The 14,610-nt window shown below is 72.8% G+C and carries 14 protein-coding genes and 1 tRNA gene; 5 read left to right on the top strand and 10 right to left on the bottom strand.

Translation table 11 applies throughout. The annotated features are described in order from the left end of the window. The first annotated feature begins 169 nt into the window (after positions 1 to 169). Both D1J60_RS29770 and D1J60_RS29765 read left to right on the top strand, forming a co-directional pair. A complete protein-coding gene (locus D1J60_RS29770) occupies positions 170 to 532 on the top strand; it encodes a transglycosylase family protein (RefSeq protein ID WP_125823182.1) in 363 nt (120 codons plus the stop codon). Between the two features lie 48 nt (positions 533 to 580). Next, the gene (locus tag D1J60_RS29765) at positions 581 to 1,297 is read left to right on the top strand and encodes a CPBP family intramembrane glutamic endopeptidase (protein ID WP_125823181.1); all 717 of its coding nucleotides are present in this window, start codon (positions 581 to 583) and stop codon (positions 1,295 to 1,297) included. Positions 1,298 to 1,354: 57 nt separating this feature from the next. On the opposite strand, the gene D1J60_RS29760 is transcribed toward D1J60_RS29765, so the two are convergent. Then, the gene (locus tag D1J60_RS29760) at positions 1,355 to 3,100 is read right to left on the bottom strand and encodes an alpha/beta-hydrolase family protein (RefSeq protein WP_125823180.1); all 1,746 of its coding nucleotides are present in this window, start codon (positions 3,098 to 3,100) and stop codon (positions 1,355 to 1,357) included. A gap of 155 nt (positions 3,101 to 3,255) precedes the next feature. Between D1J60_RS29760 and D1J60_RS29755 the strand changes: the two genes are divergently transcribed. Beyond that, positions 3,256 to 4,599, top strand: a complete 1,344-nt coding sequence (locus tag D1J60_RS29755) for a diacylglycerol kinase family protein (RefSeq protein ID WP_125823179.1) — start codon at positions 3,256 to 3,258, stop codon at positions 4,597 to 4,599. Between the two features lie 9 nt (positions 4,600 to 4,608). On the opposite strand, the gene sulP is transcribed toward D1J60_RS29755, so the two are convergent. From sulP to D1J60_RS29730, 5 genes are all read right to left on the bottom strand, one after another. Then, positions 4,609 to 6,387, bottom strand: a complete 1,779-nt coding sequence (gene sulP, locus D1J60_RS29750; protein WP_241253437.1) for a sulfate permease — start codon at positions 6,385 to 6,387, stop codon at positions 4,609 to 4,611. Between the two features lie 17 nt (positions 6,388 to 6,404). Further along, on the bottom strand, positions 6,405 to 9,125 hold the full coding sequence (locus D1J60_RS29745) for an HAD-IC family P-type ATPase (RefSeq protein WP_125823177.1): 2,721 nt from the start codon (positions 9,123 to 9,125) through the stop codon (positions 6,405 to 6,407). A gap of 59 nt (positions 9,126 to 9,184) precedes the next feature. Further along, positions 9,185 to 10,171 (bottom strand): polyphosphate kinase 2 family protein, encoded by a 987-nt coding sequence (locus D1J60_RS29740; protein WP_125823176.1) that lies wholly within the window; start codon positions 10,169 to 10,171, stop codon positions 9,185 to 9,187. Next, on the bottom strand, positions 10,171 to 10,506 hold the full coding sequence (locus D1J60_RS29735) for a hypothetical protein (protein WP_125823175.1): 336 nt from the start codon (positions 10,504 to 10,506) through the stop codon (positions 10,171 to 10,173). The genes D1J60_RS29740 and D1J60_RS29735 overlap by 1 nt, the downstream gene beginning before the upstream one ends. A gap of 243 nt (positions 10,507 to 10,749) precedes the next feature. Then, positions 10,750 to 10,826: transfer RNA gene (locus D1J60_RS29730), tRNA-Pro, on the bottom strand. Positions 10,827 to 10,971: 145 nt separating this feature from the next. Between D1J60_RS29730 and D1J60_RS29725 the strand changes: the two genes are divergently transcribed. Continuing rightward, positions 10,972 to 11,673, top strand: a complete 702-nt coding sequence (locus tag D1J60_RS29725; RefSeq protein ID WP_125823174.1) for a transketolase — start codon at positions 10,972 to 10,974, stop codon at positions 11,671 to 11,673. Positions 11,674 to 11,693: 20 nt separating this feature from the next. Then, entirely contained in the window at positions 11,694 to 12,590 is an 897-nt protein-coding gene (locus D1J60_RS29720; RefSeq protein WP_125824258.1) for a transketolase, read from the top strand. Here D1J60_RS29720 and D1J60_RS29715 read toward each other — a convergent pair whose 3' ends face one another. The 4 genes from D1J60_RS29715 to D1J60_RS29700 are packed head-to-tail and all read right to left on the bottom strand — an operon-like array spanning position 12,591 to position 14,608. Then, positions 12,591 to 13,136, bottom strand: a complete 546-nt coding sequence (locus D1J60_RS29715) for a GAF domain-containing protein (protein ID WP_125595259.1) — start codon at positions 13,134 to 13,136, stop codon at positions 12,591 to 12,593. It lies immediately after the preceding gene. Continuing rightward, positions 13,133 to 13,753, bottom strand: coding sequence for an ATP/GTP-binding protein (locus tag D1J60_RS29710; protein ID WP_125823173.1), 621 nt, complete (start codon positions 13,751 to 13,753; stop codon positions 13,133 to 13,135). The genes D1J60_RS29715 and D1J60_RS29710 overlap by 4 nt, the downstream gene beginning before the upstream one ends. Further along, entirely contained in the window at positions 13,731 to 14,168 is a 438-nt protein-coding gene (locus D1J60_RS29705; RefSeq protein WP_125595261.1) for a DUF742 domain-containing protein, read from the bottom strand. The genes D1J60_RS29710 and D1J60_RS29705 overlap by 23 nt, the downstream gene beginning before the upstream one ends. Further along, positions 14,165 to 14,608 (bottom strand): roadblock/LC7 domain-containing protein, encoded by a 444-nt coding sequence (locus D1J60_RS29700; RefSeq protein WP_125595263.1) that lies wholly within the window; start codon positions 14,606 to 14,608, stop codon positions 14,165 to 14,167. Before D1J60_RS29700 ends, D1J60_RS29705 begins: the two co-directional genes overlap by 4 nt. Between the last annotated feature and the right edge of the window lie 2 nt (positions 14,609 to 14,610).

The raw sequence follows: 14,610 nt of genomic DNA, 5'->3' as shown, positions 1-14,610 counted from the left end.
CGTGCTGCCGGGGGCGGGCGTCCGTTCGGGTGGCGTCATCCGTTCGCCGACGGCAAGTGCCGCCGCAAGCAGACAGGTCCGTGCTGTGCTGTGCCCTCGGCCCGAACGGGGCCGAGCGCGGGCCCGCCCGCTGTCGCGGCAGGCTCGCCCCAACAGCGAAGGAGGACTGATGTCGCGCAACGGGAAGGACTGGAGAAGTCGGAGCGTGATCAGCCAACTGCTGGCCTCCGCCGTCTTTTTGACCGTGTCCCTGCTGGACGTCTCCGGTGCCCACGCCGCCGCCGTCCACTCCAGACCCGGCACCGACTGGGACGCCATCGCCCGCTGTGAATCGAGCGGCAACTGGCGGGCGAACACCGGCAACGGCCATTACGGCGGCCTGCAGTTCACCCAGTCGAGCTGGAACGCGGCAGGAGGCCGCAGGTACGCACCGCGCGCCGACCTCGCCACGAAGGCGCAGCAGATCGCGACCGCGAGAAGACTCGCCGAGATCCAGGGCATGGGGGCCTGGACCTGCGCACGACGCCACTGACGGACACCGCCGACAGGGCGCCCGCCGTCGACCGGAGGAGCAGACCGGATGCCGCAGAGCCGGTACCCGAGACGGATCGGCACCTGGCCGGCCGTGGGCCTCACGGTGGCCGTGCTCGTCGCCGCCAACGTCGTCCTGCACCGCTGGAGCGGCCTGACCGGCCTGGTGACCGCCGTCGTGGTCAGCGCCCTGCTGCTCGGCGTGCTCCGCTGGGCCGGCGGCACCCGCGCGGACGCGGGCCTGGCCCCCGGCACCCTGGCCCGCGGCGCCCGCTGGGCGCTGGCCCTGGCCGGGCTCGTCGCCCTCGTCTACCTGGTGGGGGCCCTGCTGCCCGTCACCAGGGGGCTGTTCGAGGACCGGCGGTACGAGGGGATGAGCGGGGGCGAGCTGATGCTGCGCGTGTTCGTGACGGTTCCCGTCGGCACGGTCCTGGTGGAGGAGGTGGCCTTCCGCGGCGTGCTCTACGGCCTGGTGGACCGGGCCCGCGGGGCCGTCCGGGCGACGGCCGTGTCGAGCCTGCTCTTCGGTCTGTGGCACGTCCTGCCGTCCCTGCACCTGGCGGCGGTGAAACCCGGCCTGAACCCGGTCTTCGGCGACTCCGCGGCCGGCGCCGGCGCGGCGGTCGCGGCGGCCGTGCTGTTCACGGCCGCGGCCGGCGTCCTGTTCTGCGAACTGCGCCGTCGCAGCGGCAGCCTGCTGGCCCCCATGGGGCTGCACTGGGCGGTCAACGCCTTCGGCTACGTCGCCGGGTTCCTGCTGCGCTGACGAGCGCGGCGGCGGGGAGCCGGTGGCCGTCCGGGCCGGGTAGGGGTCAGGTCCGGGTCAGCCCTGCGGGTGGATGATCTCCCTGAGCCGGTCCAGGTCCTGCGCCGTGAACCCGGTGGGCCGCATGACCGCGTTCCAGCCGTCGACGTACGCGGCCTTGTAGGTGTGGCCGTGGCCGTCCGGCACGCCGGTGGAGAACGGCAGGTCGGCGGTGACCTGCCAGAAGGTCACGAAGGGCATCCAGACCATCGAGCCGAGCACGTCCGTGCCGGGCTTCTCGCGGATCCAGGCCGGTTCGGAGAGGGCGAGGCCGGGGCTCCACCAGACGATCGGGTCGGACGGGTGCATCAGGTACAGCACGCGCGTACCGTCCCACGGGCGGCCCGTCGGCGGGATGCCCGCCGTGGGGTCGTCGGTGAACCGTACGGTCCGCCCGTCCTTGTAGACGGGCTCGATCTCGGGGCTGCCCGGCTCGCGGTGGTCGCTGAACTCGCGGAACAGGGTGTTGAAGTTGGGCGGACCGGCGAAGAGGGTCCCCGCGGTGCGGTTGCTCAGGTCGTGCGCCCCGCTGAAGGCCGTCTCGCCGCCGAACGACCCCAGGCTCTCCCCGGCCACGAACAGCCGCGGCCGCCGGTCCTGGGGCAGCTTGGACCAGACGTCGTAGACCGCGTCGAAGAGGTCCCGGCCGGCCGCGCGCGCCTTGGACTGGTCGACGAGGTACGACATCCACGAGGGCAGGTACGAGTACTGCATCGCCACCGTGGCCGAGTCGCCGTCGCCGAGGTACTCGAACGAGTCCACGGCGGCCGGATCGACCCAGCCGCTGCCCGTGGTCGTCATCACGAGCAGGTTCTTGCGCGTGAAGCCGCCCGCCCGTTCGAGGTCCGCGACGGCCCGCTCCGCCCGGGCCTCGGTGCTGTCGGCGGTCTCCAGCCCGGCGTAGGCCCGGACGGGCTCCTGCGCCGGGCGGTGCGTGAACGCGCCGATCTGCGCGGCCGTCGGTCCGCCGGCGGCGAAGGCCCGGCCCTGCCTGCCCAGCGTGTCCCACGGCACCAGCGAGCCGGGCCCGCCCGAGCGCAGGGCGGTCGTGGGCTGGTGGACGCCCTCGGGGGTCTGCGTGTCGCGCACGGAGAACGCCTCGTTGGCCGCGTTCACGAAGCCGCCCAGCAGCACCCCGCTGAACACCGCCCAGGCCAGACCCACGACGACGATCCAGCCGACCACCCGCGCCGCCCGCGGGCCGATCCAGCGCCCGAGCAGCCGGGCCGCCCAGTGGTAGAGCCGCCGCAGCCCCCGCCCGGTCAGGAGCAGGAGCCAGAAGACGAGGGCGGCGACGAACGGGCAGGCGACGGCGGTGAGGACGTTGTAGTCGGTGACCCCCATCAGCCCGCGGATCTGGTGCTGCCAGTACTGGCCGAACCCGAACGCGAGCCCGAACAGGATGACCGCGCCGATCAGCAGCAGGCGCCACGACCCGCGCGAGGGGGGCCGCGCGTCCCGGTCGGCGAAGGCGCGCCACACGTAGGCCCCGACCACGCCGATCCCGTACCCGATGGCCGCGCTGATCCCGCAGATCAGCCCCTGGAGCACGCCCCCGCGCGGCAGCAGCGACGGGGTGAAGGAGAGGCACGCCAGCACGAGCGCGGTCCAGCAGCCGGGCAGCGTGAGCCGGGGGAGCAGACGCCGCCACCGGGATCCGGGTGACGGCCCGACGTGCCCGGCCTCCTCACGGCCGCCGCCGCCGTCGTGCGACGGCGGCCCGTTCGGTGGGGACGGCGGAGGGACCGACGTGTCATGGGCCATGGCTGACCTCCAGGGAATCCAGGAAAATGGTCCCCCCGCCCGGCCCGTTCTGCCATCCGGCCCGCGGCGGCGCGCGGGACGACGGACGTGCCGCGCCGGGTGGCCGCTCGTACCCTGAGGTGAACGCTGACGCCGAAGCGGTGGGAGGTCACCCCATGAGTACGCGGTGGGCCGCGCGTCTGGCCCTGGCGGCGGGCGCGGCGGCGGTCGTGGTCCTGGTGCTCTTCGGCGGGCTGCGGAGCCTGCTGCTCATGGGCGTGGGGTGGGCCGGGCTGGTCCTCACGGTGGCGGGTGCCTGGTGGATGCTGACCCACACCGGTCTGATCAGGGCCGGGGCGGTGCTGCTGATGGTCGCCGCGCCGGTCACCGTCCTGGTCCTGTACGCGGCGGCCGGGCTGCTGTGGGTCGTACTGGTCTCCGTCGCCCTGTGGATGCTGGCCGTGTACGCGGGCAGGTCCGCGCTGCGGGAGGACCGCCCGCCGGGCATGCCCGAGCACCCCGCCGGCCGGGCCCGGCACCCGTTCCTGATCATGAACCCGCGCTCGGGCGGCGGAAAGGTCGAGAAGTTCCGGCTGGCCGAGCGGGCCAGGGCCCTGGGCGCCGAGGTCCACGTCCTGGACCCGGAGACCCACGAGGACGTGGAGGAGCTCGCGCGGCAGGCAGTCCGGCGCGGGGCCGACCTGCTCGGCGTCGCGGGCGGTGACGGTACGCAGGCCCTGGTCGCCGGGGTGGCGGCGGAACACGACCTCCCGTTCATGGTGATCAGCGCCGGCACCCGCAACCACTTCGCCATGGACCTGGGCCTGGACCGGCAGGACCCGTCCACCTGTCTGGAGGCGCTGACCGACGGCGTCGAGCAGCGCATCGACATCGGCTACCTCCACACCGGGGAGGAGGGGGAACGGCGACCGGGCCGCGTCTTCATCAACAACGCCTCGTTCGGCGTGTACGCGGAAGTCGTCCAGAGCCCCGCCTACCGCGACGACAAGGCCCGCACCATGCTGGAGATGCTGCCGGACCTGCTGGCGCACAACACCGGCGCCCGGCTCGCCGTCCGTGCCGGTTCGCTGTCCATGGAGGGCCCCCAGGCCGTCCTCGTGAGCAACAACCCCTACCAGCGGGGCGACTCGGCGGGCCTGGGACGCCGGGAACGGCTGGACTCGGGCAGGCTCGGGGTGCTGTGCGTCCACGTCGGCAACGCGGCCGAGGCGACGGAACTCCTGCTGCAGAACGGGCAGGGGCGCGGGCTGACCGAGGCCACGGCCCGGGAGGTCGTCGTGGACGCCGACGCCGCCGTCATCCCGGTCGGCGTCGACGGCGAGGCCCTGTCGCTGCCCACCCCGGTGCGCTGCAGTCTCGTGCCCCGCGCCCTGCGCGTGTGGGTGCCGCGGCACAGGCCCGGCGTGCCGCGCGTCGCACCGCCGATGAACTGGCGCCGGGTGCGCCGTCTGGCGCTGACGATGGGGCGCGCCGCGACCGGGCACGGGGCGGCCGCCTGACCTACGGGATCAGGCCCCCTCCTCCCCGGTGGACGGCTCGGGCGGCTCGGCCGGCCCGTGCGGCGTCCACTGCGCTCCGGTGCGCCGGCGGAAGGCGGCGACGGCGGCCTCCACCGTGGGGAAGAAGTGGGCGGGGTCGATGGTGCGGGTGAGACCGTACCGTTCGATCTTGCGCCGCACCGGGTCCTTCAGCTCGGCGAACACGAGGTGCACGTCGTCCGCGTTGAGCGCTTCGTCGAGGTCCTCCAGCACGTCGGCGGCGGTGGTGTCCACATCGGTCATGGGCTCCGCCGCGACCACGATCCAGCTCGGCTTCGGGTCCGCGGCGGCGAGCCTCCTGACCTCGTCCCGGAAGGTCTTGGCGTTGGCGAAGACGAGCGGGGCGTCGAACCGGTAGATCACCAGCCCGGGCAGCTGTGCGGCCTGCGGGTAGGAGCGGATGTCGTGGTAGCCCTCCAGGCCCCGCACCCGCCCCAGCACGGTGTCGTACGGCCACCAGACGCGCCGGAAGACGTCGAGGACGGACAGCGCCACGGCGACCGCGATCCCGGGCAGCACACCCAGCAGCGCCACGCCGAGGAAGGCCGCTACGCACAGCAGGAAGTCCGCCCGGCGCTGCCGCCACAGCCGCACCGTCCCCGGGATGTCGGCCAGCGACAGCGAAGCGGTGATGACCACCGCGGCGAGGGCCGGCTGCGGCAGGTTGCGGAACAGCCCCGGCGCCAGTACCAGCATGAGGACGATGAGCAGGGCTCCGACGACGCCGGTGAGCTGGCTCTTGGCTCCCGCGCGCTCGGCCACCGCCGTACGCGATCCGCTGGTGCTGACCGGGAAGCCCTGGAAGAGCCCGGCGGCCAGGTTGGCCGCACCGACCCCCGCCATCTCCTGGTTGCCGCGGACCTCCTGCCCCGTGCGGGCCGCGAAGGCCGACGCGTTGGAGATCGTGTCGGCGAGGGACACCAGGGCGATGCCAACGGCGCCGACGAGCAGCGGCCCCAGGTCGGAGAGCCGGATGTGGGGGACGGTGAACGGCGGGAAGCCCTCCGGCAGTTTCCCGACCAGGCCGACGCCGTGCGCGCCCAGGTCGAGGACCGTGGTCGCGGCGATGGCCAGGACCACCATCACGAGCACCGCGGGGACCTTCGGCAGGAAGCGCTGCAGGAGCAGGATCAGGGCGATGCCGCCGCAGCCGACCGCCGCGGCGGCCGGTACCGCCTCACCGGCGGCGAGCCCCTCCACGAATCCGGTGGCTTCGCCGATCAGGCTGTCCGCCTCGACCTTGAAGCCGAGCAGCTTGGGCAGTTGACCGATGAGGATGGTCAGCGCCAGGCCGTTCATGTAACCGATCATCGTCGGTTTGGAGATCAGGTCGGCGATGAAGCCGAGCTTCGCGACCGAGGCCAGGATCATGATGGCCGCCACCATGACCGCGAGCATCGACCCCAGCGCGACGGCCCGTCCGGGGTCCCCGCCGGCCGCCACCAGCGGCACCACGGTGGCCGCGATCATCGGCCCCAGTGAGGAGTCTGGGCCCAGCACCAGGATCCGGGAGGGCCCGAACACCGCGTAGGCGAGCAGGCAGAGGATCGTCGTGTACAGGCCGGTGATGGCCGGCAGGCCCGCCAGTTCGGCGTACGCCATGCCCTGCGGCACCAGCAGTGTGGTCAGGACGACACCCGCCACCAGGTCCTTGACCAGCCACTCGCGCCGGTAGGACGACACCGCGCGGACCCCGGGAACGGCCCGCAGCCGGCGGCGGAGCCCGCGGTCCTCCTGCCGGGTGGTCACCGGCCCTCCTCCGCCCATCAGGTGCGTCGTGACCGGCGTGCCACGAGTTTGCCCAGCTCCCACAGGAGGAGGAGCGCGACGGCGGCGAGCAGCGCCCAGCCGAACTGCCGTGCGTCGATCTCGGTCGTCCCGAGGAGGCGGCGGAAGCCGTCCATCTGGGTCACCATCACCGCGAGGACGAACTGGGCCAGTGCCACCCAGTTCATCTGCTTGCTGTCGAAGGTGGTCGTCGTCAACACCGAGTCGGTCTCGCTCCGGCACTCGAACGCGGCCACGATCAGACAGAGGGCGAACGCGGTGAACGCGATCGACTGGCCGGTCGCCGTGCTGTCGTAGTGGGCCTCGCCGAGCTTGATCAGGCCCAGCAGGACGACCGTGATCGCCAGTCCGGCCAGCCCGACCGTGATCAGCACGGGCCGGGTGAGCACCGACTCCCCGCGCGGACGGGGCCTGCGGCGCATGAGCCCGGGGCTCTCCCGGTCGAAGCCGAGCGCGAAGCCGAAGGAGGCGTTGACCACGAAGTGGATCCACAGCACCTGCGGCGGGGTGAAGGGCTCACCGGCGGCGATGTTGAAGACGGTGGCGCCGAGGAAGGTCACCACGAAGGTGACCAGCAGGAGCAGGACGAACCGGATGTACTTGGTGAGGTTGTCGTAGATCCGCCGGCCCTGCTCCACGGCGTAGACGATGGTGGCGAAGTTGTCGTCGGAGAGGATCATGCGACCGGCGTTCTTCGCCACGTCCGTGCCGCTGCCCATGGCGATCCCGATGTCGGCGGCCTTGATGGCGGGCGCGTCGTTGACGCCGTCCCCGGTCATCGCCACCACGTCGCCCTTCTTCTTCAGCGTGTTGGCGAGCAGCACCTTGTGCTCCGGCGCGACGCGCCCCACCACGCCGATGCCGTCGATCCGGGCGAGCTGCTCCTCCTCGCTCATGGCGGCGAAGTCGGCACCGAGGACCGCCTCGCCGGGGATGCCGAGCTGCCGGGCGATGGCCGCACCGGTCACGACGTCGTCGCCGGTCACCATGCGGACCCGGATGTGCCCCTCCTGGGCGCCGGCCACCGCGGCCTTGGCCTCCTCGCGGGGCGGGTCGACCATGCCGACGAGGCTGGTCATGCACAGCCCCGTGACGTACCCCAGCAGGTCGCCGTCCGGGTCGAACCCGTCCGGGTCCAGCTCACGGGTGGCCGCCGCCATCACCCGCAGTCCCTCCCCGCCCATCCGCAGGGTCTGGGCCTCGGCGCGCCCGGCCAGTTCCGCGTCCCAGGGGACGCTCTCGCCCGCCGCGAGCGCGGTGGCCGCCCGCGAGGTGACCGCCGGGGCCGCGCCCTTGACGAAGCAGCGCACGACCTGGCGGCCGGAGGAGTCGACCGCCGAATGGAAGGTGGCCATCAGCTTGTACGTCGGGTCGAACGGCAGCGTGGCGAGCCGCGGGAAGGCCGCCCTCGTGCCGTCGACGTCCAGACCGGTCTTGTGCGCGAGCACCAGCAGTGCGCCCTCGGTGGGATCGCCCACCACCTTGCCGTCGACCAGCTTCGCGTCGCTGGCCACCACGTAGGGCAGGATCGCGTCCTCGATGGCCGCGGAGGTCCCCGCGGCGTGGTGGACCTTCCCCTCGAGCCCGTAGCCGGTGCCCGAGACGGTGTACCGGTCGGCGGGAGTGAGCACTTCGACGACGGTCACCTCGTTCATCGTCAGCGTGCCGGTCTTGTCCGAGTTGATCGCCGACGTGAAGGCGAGGGTCTCGACCGAGGGCAGCTCCTTGACGATCGCGTTCCGTTCGGCCAGGTTGAGGCTGCCGACGGACAGGATCGCCTGGGTCACGGTCGGCAGGGCCTCGGGGATGGCGGCGATGGCCAGGGAGACCGCGCTGACGAACAGGACGTCCCAGGCCTGGTCCCGCTGACGCCCCAGGGCGAACATCACGATCATGGTCAGGCCGGCCGCGCCCGTGATCCACAGCGTCAGGGTGTCGAGCTCCTTGGTGAGCGGCGGCACCTCCTTCTCCGTGGCCGACAGCATCCCGGAGATCTTGCCGACCTCGGTGCCGGCGCCGGTCGCGGTGACGACCAGGACGCCGCTGCCGTGGGTGACCGGGGTGTTCATGAACGCCATGCAGGTCCGGTCGCCGGGCGCGGGCAGGGGGGCCGGCAGCGTACCGGTGTCCTTCGCGGCCGGGACGCTCTCGCCGGTGAGGGCCGACTCGTCGATCTGCAGGGCGCTGGCCTCGATGACGCGCCCGTCGGCCGCCACCTGGTCCCCGGCCGTGATGAGCACGATGTCGCCGACGACGAGCTGTTCGGCGGGGATCTCCGCCTCCCTCCCGTCCCTGCGCACCCGCGCCGAGGCCTTCATCATCGACTGGAGCGCGTTCATCGCGCTCTCCGCCTTGCCCTCCTGGCGCAGGCCGATCACCGCGTTCAGCAGGGTCAGGACGATCAGCAGGATCGCCGTGGTCCACTCCTGGATCACCAGCGAGACGACAGCCGCGGCCAGCAGGACCAGCTGCATGTAGCTGCGGTACTGACGCAGGAACCGCTGCCAGGTCGGCGTCCGCGTCTCCGCCGGCAGCGCGTTCGGGCCGTGCGCGGCCAGGAGCTCCGCGGCCCGGGCCGCGGACAGGCCGACCGCCGGATCGACGCCGAAGGCCGCTGCGACCTCATCGGGATCACGCGTGTACCAGGCGTCCTCCGCAGCCTGCGGCTGCTCACCCGGGGAAACCGACCGCACGGTCATCGTGCTGCCTCCGATCCGTGGCCGCGGACGGGTCCGGGCCGGTACGACGGTCCTGGCTGCTAGGCCTTCCCCTTCTTGCTCTTCTTCTTGCTCTTCTTCTTGCTCTTCCCGGGGTGTACGGCGGCGTACCGGTCGGCCTCGGCCCCGTCGGGTGCCTCCTCCTCCAGCGCCCGCCGGGTCACCAGCAGCTCCTTGCGCGCCTCTTCGCCCACGTCGGGGAACTGGGGATCGATGTCCATCATGGTGTGCGCGAGGACCGCCGCCGCGCAGATCCGCGCGAACCACTTCCGGTCCGCCGGCACGACGTACCAGGGCGCCCACTTCGTACTGGTGGCCGAGAGCATCTCGGAGAACGCGTGCTGGTAGTCGTCCCAGTGGCGCCGCTCGCGGACGTCGGCCGCGGAGAACTTCCAGTTCTTCTCCGGCAGGTCGATCCGCTTCAGGAAGCGGATGCGCTGCTCCTCCTTGGACAGGTTCAGGAAGATCTTCACCACCTTGAAGCCGTTGTCCGTGAGGTAGCGCTCCCAGCGGTTGATCTCCCGGAACCGCCGGTCCCACAGGCCCGGCCCGCACGAGTCCTCGGGCAGGTTCTGGCGGGCGAGGACCTCGGGGTGGACCCGCACGACCAGGACTTCCTCGTAGTGCGAGCGGTTGAAGATGGCGATCTCGCCCCGCGAGGGCAGCCGCTGTCCGTAACGCCACAGGTAGTCGTGGTCGAGTTCCTCCGCGGAGGGCACCTTGAAGCTGCTGACCCGTACTCCCTGGGGGTTCACGCCGCTCATCACGTGGCGGATCGTCCCGTCCTTGCCGCCGGCGTCGAGCGACTGGAGGCAGAGGACCACCCCGTACGTGTCCTGGGCGGCCAGCCGCTCCTGGTACTCCGCCAGCAACGACACCCCGTTGCGCAGCAGTTCGATCCCTTCACGCTTCTTCAGTCCGGCCTTGTAGCGCGGATCGAAGTCCCGGGAAAGGAGCACGTCCGACCCGGGTTCCACCCGGAGCGGCCGGATGAAGTCCGCGATGCGCTCGGCTCTCTCATCGGACATCAGCGATCGTTCCTTGTCTGCTCCGAGGCGGCGCCGAGCGCCCTGCGGGAACGCCGCTCGACCAGGATCGGGATGAAGGCCCTGATCCTGGCCTCGCGGAACGAGTCGTACTCGGCCCTGACCGTCGCCTCGACGGTCGCCCCGTCCACGGACGGGAAGGCGGCGCGCAGCCGCGTCACCATGTCCCGGATCGTCGCCGATTCCTCGTACGGGCCGGGCGGGGAGCCGCTGGGCGGCGTCGCGGGGCCGGCCCGCTCAGTCGGCCGGGGAAGGCCGATCGAGCCCTCGGCGGGAGGGTGCACGTCGGCCTGACGGGTCTGCTCCTCGATCGTCATGGCGGTACCGATCCCATGTTCCACGACCTCCAGACCGCAGAACCGCCCCTCTCGCCATCACCACGAGAGGGCCCTTGCCGCTCATTGTCTGCTCACCCGGACAAGATCGCCCTCCGGGGACCCGCACCTGCCCGCCCGGCCGCGGACCGGACGTGCGACCACATGGCGAGCGCCCTGGCCCGGGACGCACGAAAGGCCGTCCTCCCATGGATGAGAGAACGGCCTCCGACCTGCGTTTCCGCGTGGTCGGGACGACAGGATTTGAACCTGCGACCCCTTGACCCCCAGTCAAGTGCGCTACCAAGCTGCGCCACGTCCCGATGCCTGCTGACCTGGGGTTTCCCCCTGGCCTGACCGGCACGAGAACAATACCGCACTTCGGGGGGTGGTCGCGCGCACCTTTTCCGGGGCGGCGCGGGGGGCGGGGGTTGACCTCGAGCCTGCTTGAGGTTGCACGGTTGGTGCATGACACAGGTATCCGCGGACACCGGGCTCCGCTACGAGGATCTGGACCGGCTGATCGCGCTCATGACAGGGGCCGAGAAGCACGGGCCCGCCGCCACCTCCACCCTCGACGTGCTGTGGGTGCTCTACGACCGGGTGCTGCGCGTAGGGCCCGGGAACGCGCGGGACGCCGGGCGGGACCGGTTCCTGCTCTCCAAGGGGCACGGGCCGATGGCCTACTACGCCGTGCTCGCCGCCAAGGGGTTCTTCCCGGTCGACTGGCTGCCCGGCTTCGGGGCGTACGACTCCCCGCTCGGCCACCATCCCGACCGCACCCTGATCCCCGGCGTGGAGATCTCCAGCGGCTCCCTCGGGCACGGGCTGCCGCTCGGCGTCGGCAGCGCGCTCGGGCTGCGGGCCCAGGGGCTGGACGGGGCCGCCGTGTGGGTGCTGATCGGGGACGCGGAGCTCGACGAGGGCAGCAACCACGAGGCCATCGCCCACGCCGGCTCGGCCGGGCTGGAGGCCCTGCACACCGTGGTGATCGACAACGACTCCGCCACCCACGGCTGGCCCGGCGGGATCGCCTCCCGCTTCGAGGCGGCCGGCTGGAGCGCCGTCACCGTGGACGGGCGCGACCACGCGGCGCTGCACGCCGCCTTCACCGCACCGCATCCGGGCCGGCCGCACGCCGTCGTCGCCCGCGTCGAGAAGAAGTTCTGAGGGGAAGGGGCATGGACGTCATGGACACCATGCGGGAGAGGTTCATCTCGGTCACGTCGCGGCTGCTCGACGAGGACCGGCGGCTGGCAGTCGTGCTCGCCGAGATCTCCATGGACGGCTTCCGGCCCGCCCAGGAGCGGCACCCGGACCGGGTGATCAACGTCGGGATCCGGGAGCAGCTGCTCGTCGGGGTGGGCGGCGGGCTGGCCCTCACCGGGCTGCGGCCCGTGCTGCACACCTTCGCCAGCTTCCTCGTCGAGCGGCCGTTCGAGCAGGTCAAGCTGGACTTCGGACACCAGGGCACGGGCGGGGTGCTGGTCAGTGCCAGCGCCAGCTACGACTGGCCCGCCGGCGGTTTCACCCACATGGCACCCGGGGACGTCGCCCTGCTCGACACCCTCGACGGCTGGACCGTCCACGTCCCCGGCCACCCCGACGAGGCGGAGGCGCTGCTGCGGCACGCCTACGCCGCCGGGGACGACCGGGTGTACGTCCGGCTCTCCCAGCAGTCGAACGCCGCGCCGCGCCCCCTGGGCGACCTGCGCTTCCAGACCGTGCGGGAGGGACGCGCGGGCGTGGTGCTGGCCGTCGGGCCGCTACTGGACAACGTCCTCGCGGCGACCGAGGGGCTCGACGTCACCGTCCTGTACGCGGCCACCGTGCGCCCCTTCGACGACGCGGCCCTGCGCGCCGCCGCCGGACGGGCCTCGGCGGACGTGGTGCTGGTGGAGCCGTACCTCGCGGGCACCTCGGCGGCGGCCGCCGGACAGGCCCTCGTGGACCTCCCGCACCGGGTGCTGCCGCTGGGCGTGGGGCGCGCCGAGCTGCGCCGCTACGGCACGATCGACGAACACACCGCCGCCCACGGCCTGGACGCGGGCTCCCTGCGGGGACGGATCACCGGCTTCCTGCGCTGATCACCCCCGGCGGCCGGGCCGGGCGTGCAGCAGCTCCGCCAGCTCGGACGCGAGGTCCTTGACGGTCGCCAGTCCCTGGGTCCCCCACCGCCTCGGCACCACGTCCACCGCGCAGACGGTGCCGAGGACGAAGCCGCGCCGGTCGGTCAGGGGCGCTCCGAGGTAGGAGCGCACCCCGCTCTCGTCGACGACCGCGTTGCCCGCGAAGCGCGCGAAGTCGCGTACGTCCTCCAGGACCAGGGCCCGCCGCCGCACCACGACGTGGGGGCAGTAGCCGTGGTCCCGGGGCAGTACGCGGGCCGGGTAGCCGCTGGCGGCGGCGTCCGGGCCGTGGTGCAGGCCGGCGAAGAACTGCCGTTCCTCGCCGACGAAGTTGACGCCCGCGTAGGGGGCCTGCAGCGTCCGGGCCACCCTGCGGGCGAAGTCGTCGAGTTCCGCGTCCTCGCGTTCGCCGAGGCCCATCTCGCGCAGCCGCAGGGCCCGCGCGGGTGCCTCCCGGTCCACGGGGGTGAGCAGCAGGTGGCCGGTCGATTCGTACTGGGTCATGGCGGTTCCCCCGGATCCGGGTGTGGTGGGCGGCCCTGGCGGGCCGTGGACAGCAGGTGGTGGACGAGGGCGGCCAGGGTCCCCGTACCGGAGCGGGTGAGGCGCGCGTCGCACCGCACGACGGGTACGTCCGGGTCGAGGCCGACGGCGTCGCGGACCTCCTGGGAGGTGTAGCGGTGGCTCCCGTCGAACTCGTTGACGGCGACGACGAAGCCGATCCCGCGCCGCTCGAAGAAGTCCACGGCGGGGAAGCAGTCGGCGAGCCGGCGGGTGTCGGCGAGGACGACGGCCCCGAGCGCTCCCGCGCACAGTTCCTCCCACAGGAACCAGAAGCGCTCCTGCCCGGGCGTGCCGAAGAGGTACAGGACGTGCCGGTCGTCCAGGGTGAGGCGGCCAAAGTCCAGGGCGACGGTCGTGGCCGTCTTGGACGTGACCCCGTCGAGCCGGTCGGAACTCTCGCCGAGCCCGCTCAGGAGTTCCTCCGTGCACAGCGGCTCGATCTCGCTGACCGCGCCCACGAAGGTGGTCTTCCCCGCCCCGAAGCCGCCCGCGACCAGGATCTTCAAGGTCGCGGGCAGGGCCGGGGCGGCCGTCTCAGAGCCGTCGGCGAAGGCCATCGAGCACCGCCCGCAGCAGGCACAGGTCGTCGGCGGCGAAGGAGCCGCCGCCGCTCGGGAAGCGGGGCGCCTGTGCCATGACGGCCCCGTACTCCATCAGGTCGGACAGCAGCACCTTCACCACCACGGCCGGGAGCCGCAGCTGCCCGGCCACCTCGGCGACCGTCACCGCCGCCGCGCCGGCGCACGCGCGCAGGGCGAGGGTGTGCTCGGCTCCGAGCGGGATGCCCGGGCGGACGCCGGTGGCGGTCATCCGGGACAGCAGGTCGAGCGCGACGGCGGGACGGGTCCGGCCGCCGCAGGCGGTGTACGGGCGCATGACCCGGCCGGCGGAGTCGTCCAGCCAGGGCGTGTCCCTGGCCGTGCCGAAGCCGGCCGGCGGGAAACCGTGGACCCCCCTCGCCCAGGCCCTCATCGCTCCGCGTCGGCGACGGGCCGGCGCGGCGGGGCCGCCAGGTACGGCCGTACGCTCTTGACCAGCATCGCCATCTCGTAGCCGAGCACGCCGGCGTCGGCTTCCCGGTCCGCGAGCACCGCCAGGCAGGTGCCGGAGCCGGCGGCGGAGACGAAGACGAGTGCGGTGTCGAGTTCCACGACGACCTGCCGGACCTCTGCCCCGTCCCCGAAGCGGGCGCCGGCGCTGCGGCCGAGGGAGTAGAGGCCGGAGGCGAGGGCGGCCATGTGGTCGGCGCTGTCGGAGTCCAGGCCGTGGACGCAGGTGACGAGTCCGTCGGCGGTGAGCAGGACCGCGCTGCGGGTGTACGGGACCCGTTGGACCAGACCGCTGAGCAGCCAGTCGAGATCGGAGAGGCTGCCTGTCTTACTGCCTGTCTTCGTCGCGAGTTCGCCGGCCATGG

This window comes from Streptomyces sp. W1SF4 (assembly GCF_003950035.1).
Classification (GTDB): domain Bacteria; phylum Actinomycetota; class Actinomycetes; order Streptomycetales; family Streptomycetaceae; genus Streptomyces; species Streptomyces racemochromogenes.
Note: the sequence above shows the minus strand (reverse complement) of the source record. Positions and strands in the feature narration are given on the sequence as shown.

Coding starts and splice junctions, on each gene's coding strand:
- D1J60_RS29705 (WP_125595261.1), bottom strand. CDS start 14,168: ATGAGGGCCTGGGCGAGGGGGGTCCACGGTTTCCCGCCGGCCGGCTTC.
- D1J60_RS29720 (WP_125824258.1), top strand. CDS start 11,694: ATGGACACCATGCGGGAGAGGTTCATCTCGGTCACGTCGCGGCTGCTC.
- D1J60_RS29710 (WP_125823173.1), bottom strand. CDS start 13,753: ATGGCCTTCGCCGACGGCTCTGAGACGGCCGCCCCGGCCCTGCCCGCG.
- D1J60_RS29755 (WP_125823179.1), top strand. CDS start 3,256: ATGAGTACGCGGTGGGCCGCGCGTCTGGCCCTGGCGGCGGGCGCGGCG.
- D1J60_RS29745 (WP_125823177.1), bottom strand. CDS start 9,125: ATGACCGTGCGGTCGGTTTCCCCGGGTGAGCAGCCGCAGGCTGCGGAG.
- D1J60_RS29735 (WP_125823175.1), bottom strand. CDS start 10,506: ATGACGATCGAGGAGCAGACCCGTCAGGCCGACGTGCACCCTCCCGCC.
- D1J60_RS29725 (WP_125823174.1), top strand. CDS start 10,972: ATGACACAGGTATCCGCGGACACCGGGCTCCGCTACGAGGATCTGGAC.
- D1J60_RS29760 (WP_125823180.1), bottom strand. CDS start 3,100: ATGGCCCATGACACGTCGGTCCCTCCGCCGTCCCCACCGAACGGGCCG.
- D1J60_RS29700 (WP_125595263.1), bottom strand. CDS start 14,608: ATGGCCGGCGAACTCGCGACGAAGACAGGCAGTAAGACAGGCAGCCTC.
- D1J60_RS29770 (WP_125823182.1), top strand. CDS start 170: ATGTCGCGCAACGGGAAGGACTGGAGAAGTCGGAGCGTGATCAGCCAA.
- D1J60_RS29715 (WP_125595259.1), bottom strand. CDS start 13,136: ATGACCCAGTACGAATCGACCGGCCACCTGCTGCTCACCCCCGTGGAC.
- D1J60_RS29740 (WP_125823176.1), bottom strand. CDS start 10,171: ATGTCCGATGAGAGAGCCGAGCGCATCGCGGACTTCATCCGGCCGCTC.
- D1J60_RS29765 (WP_125823181.1), top strand. CDS start 581: ATGCCGCAGAGCCGGTACCCGAGACGGATCGGCACCTGGCCGGCCGTG.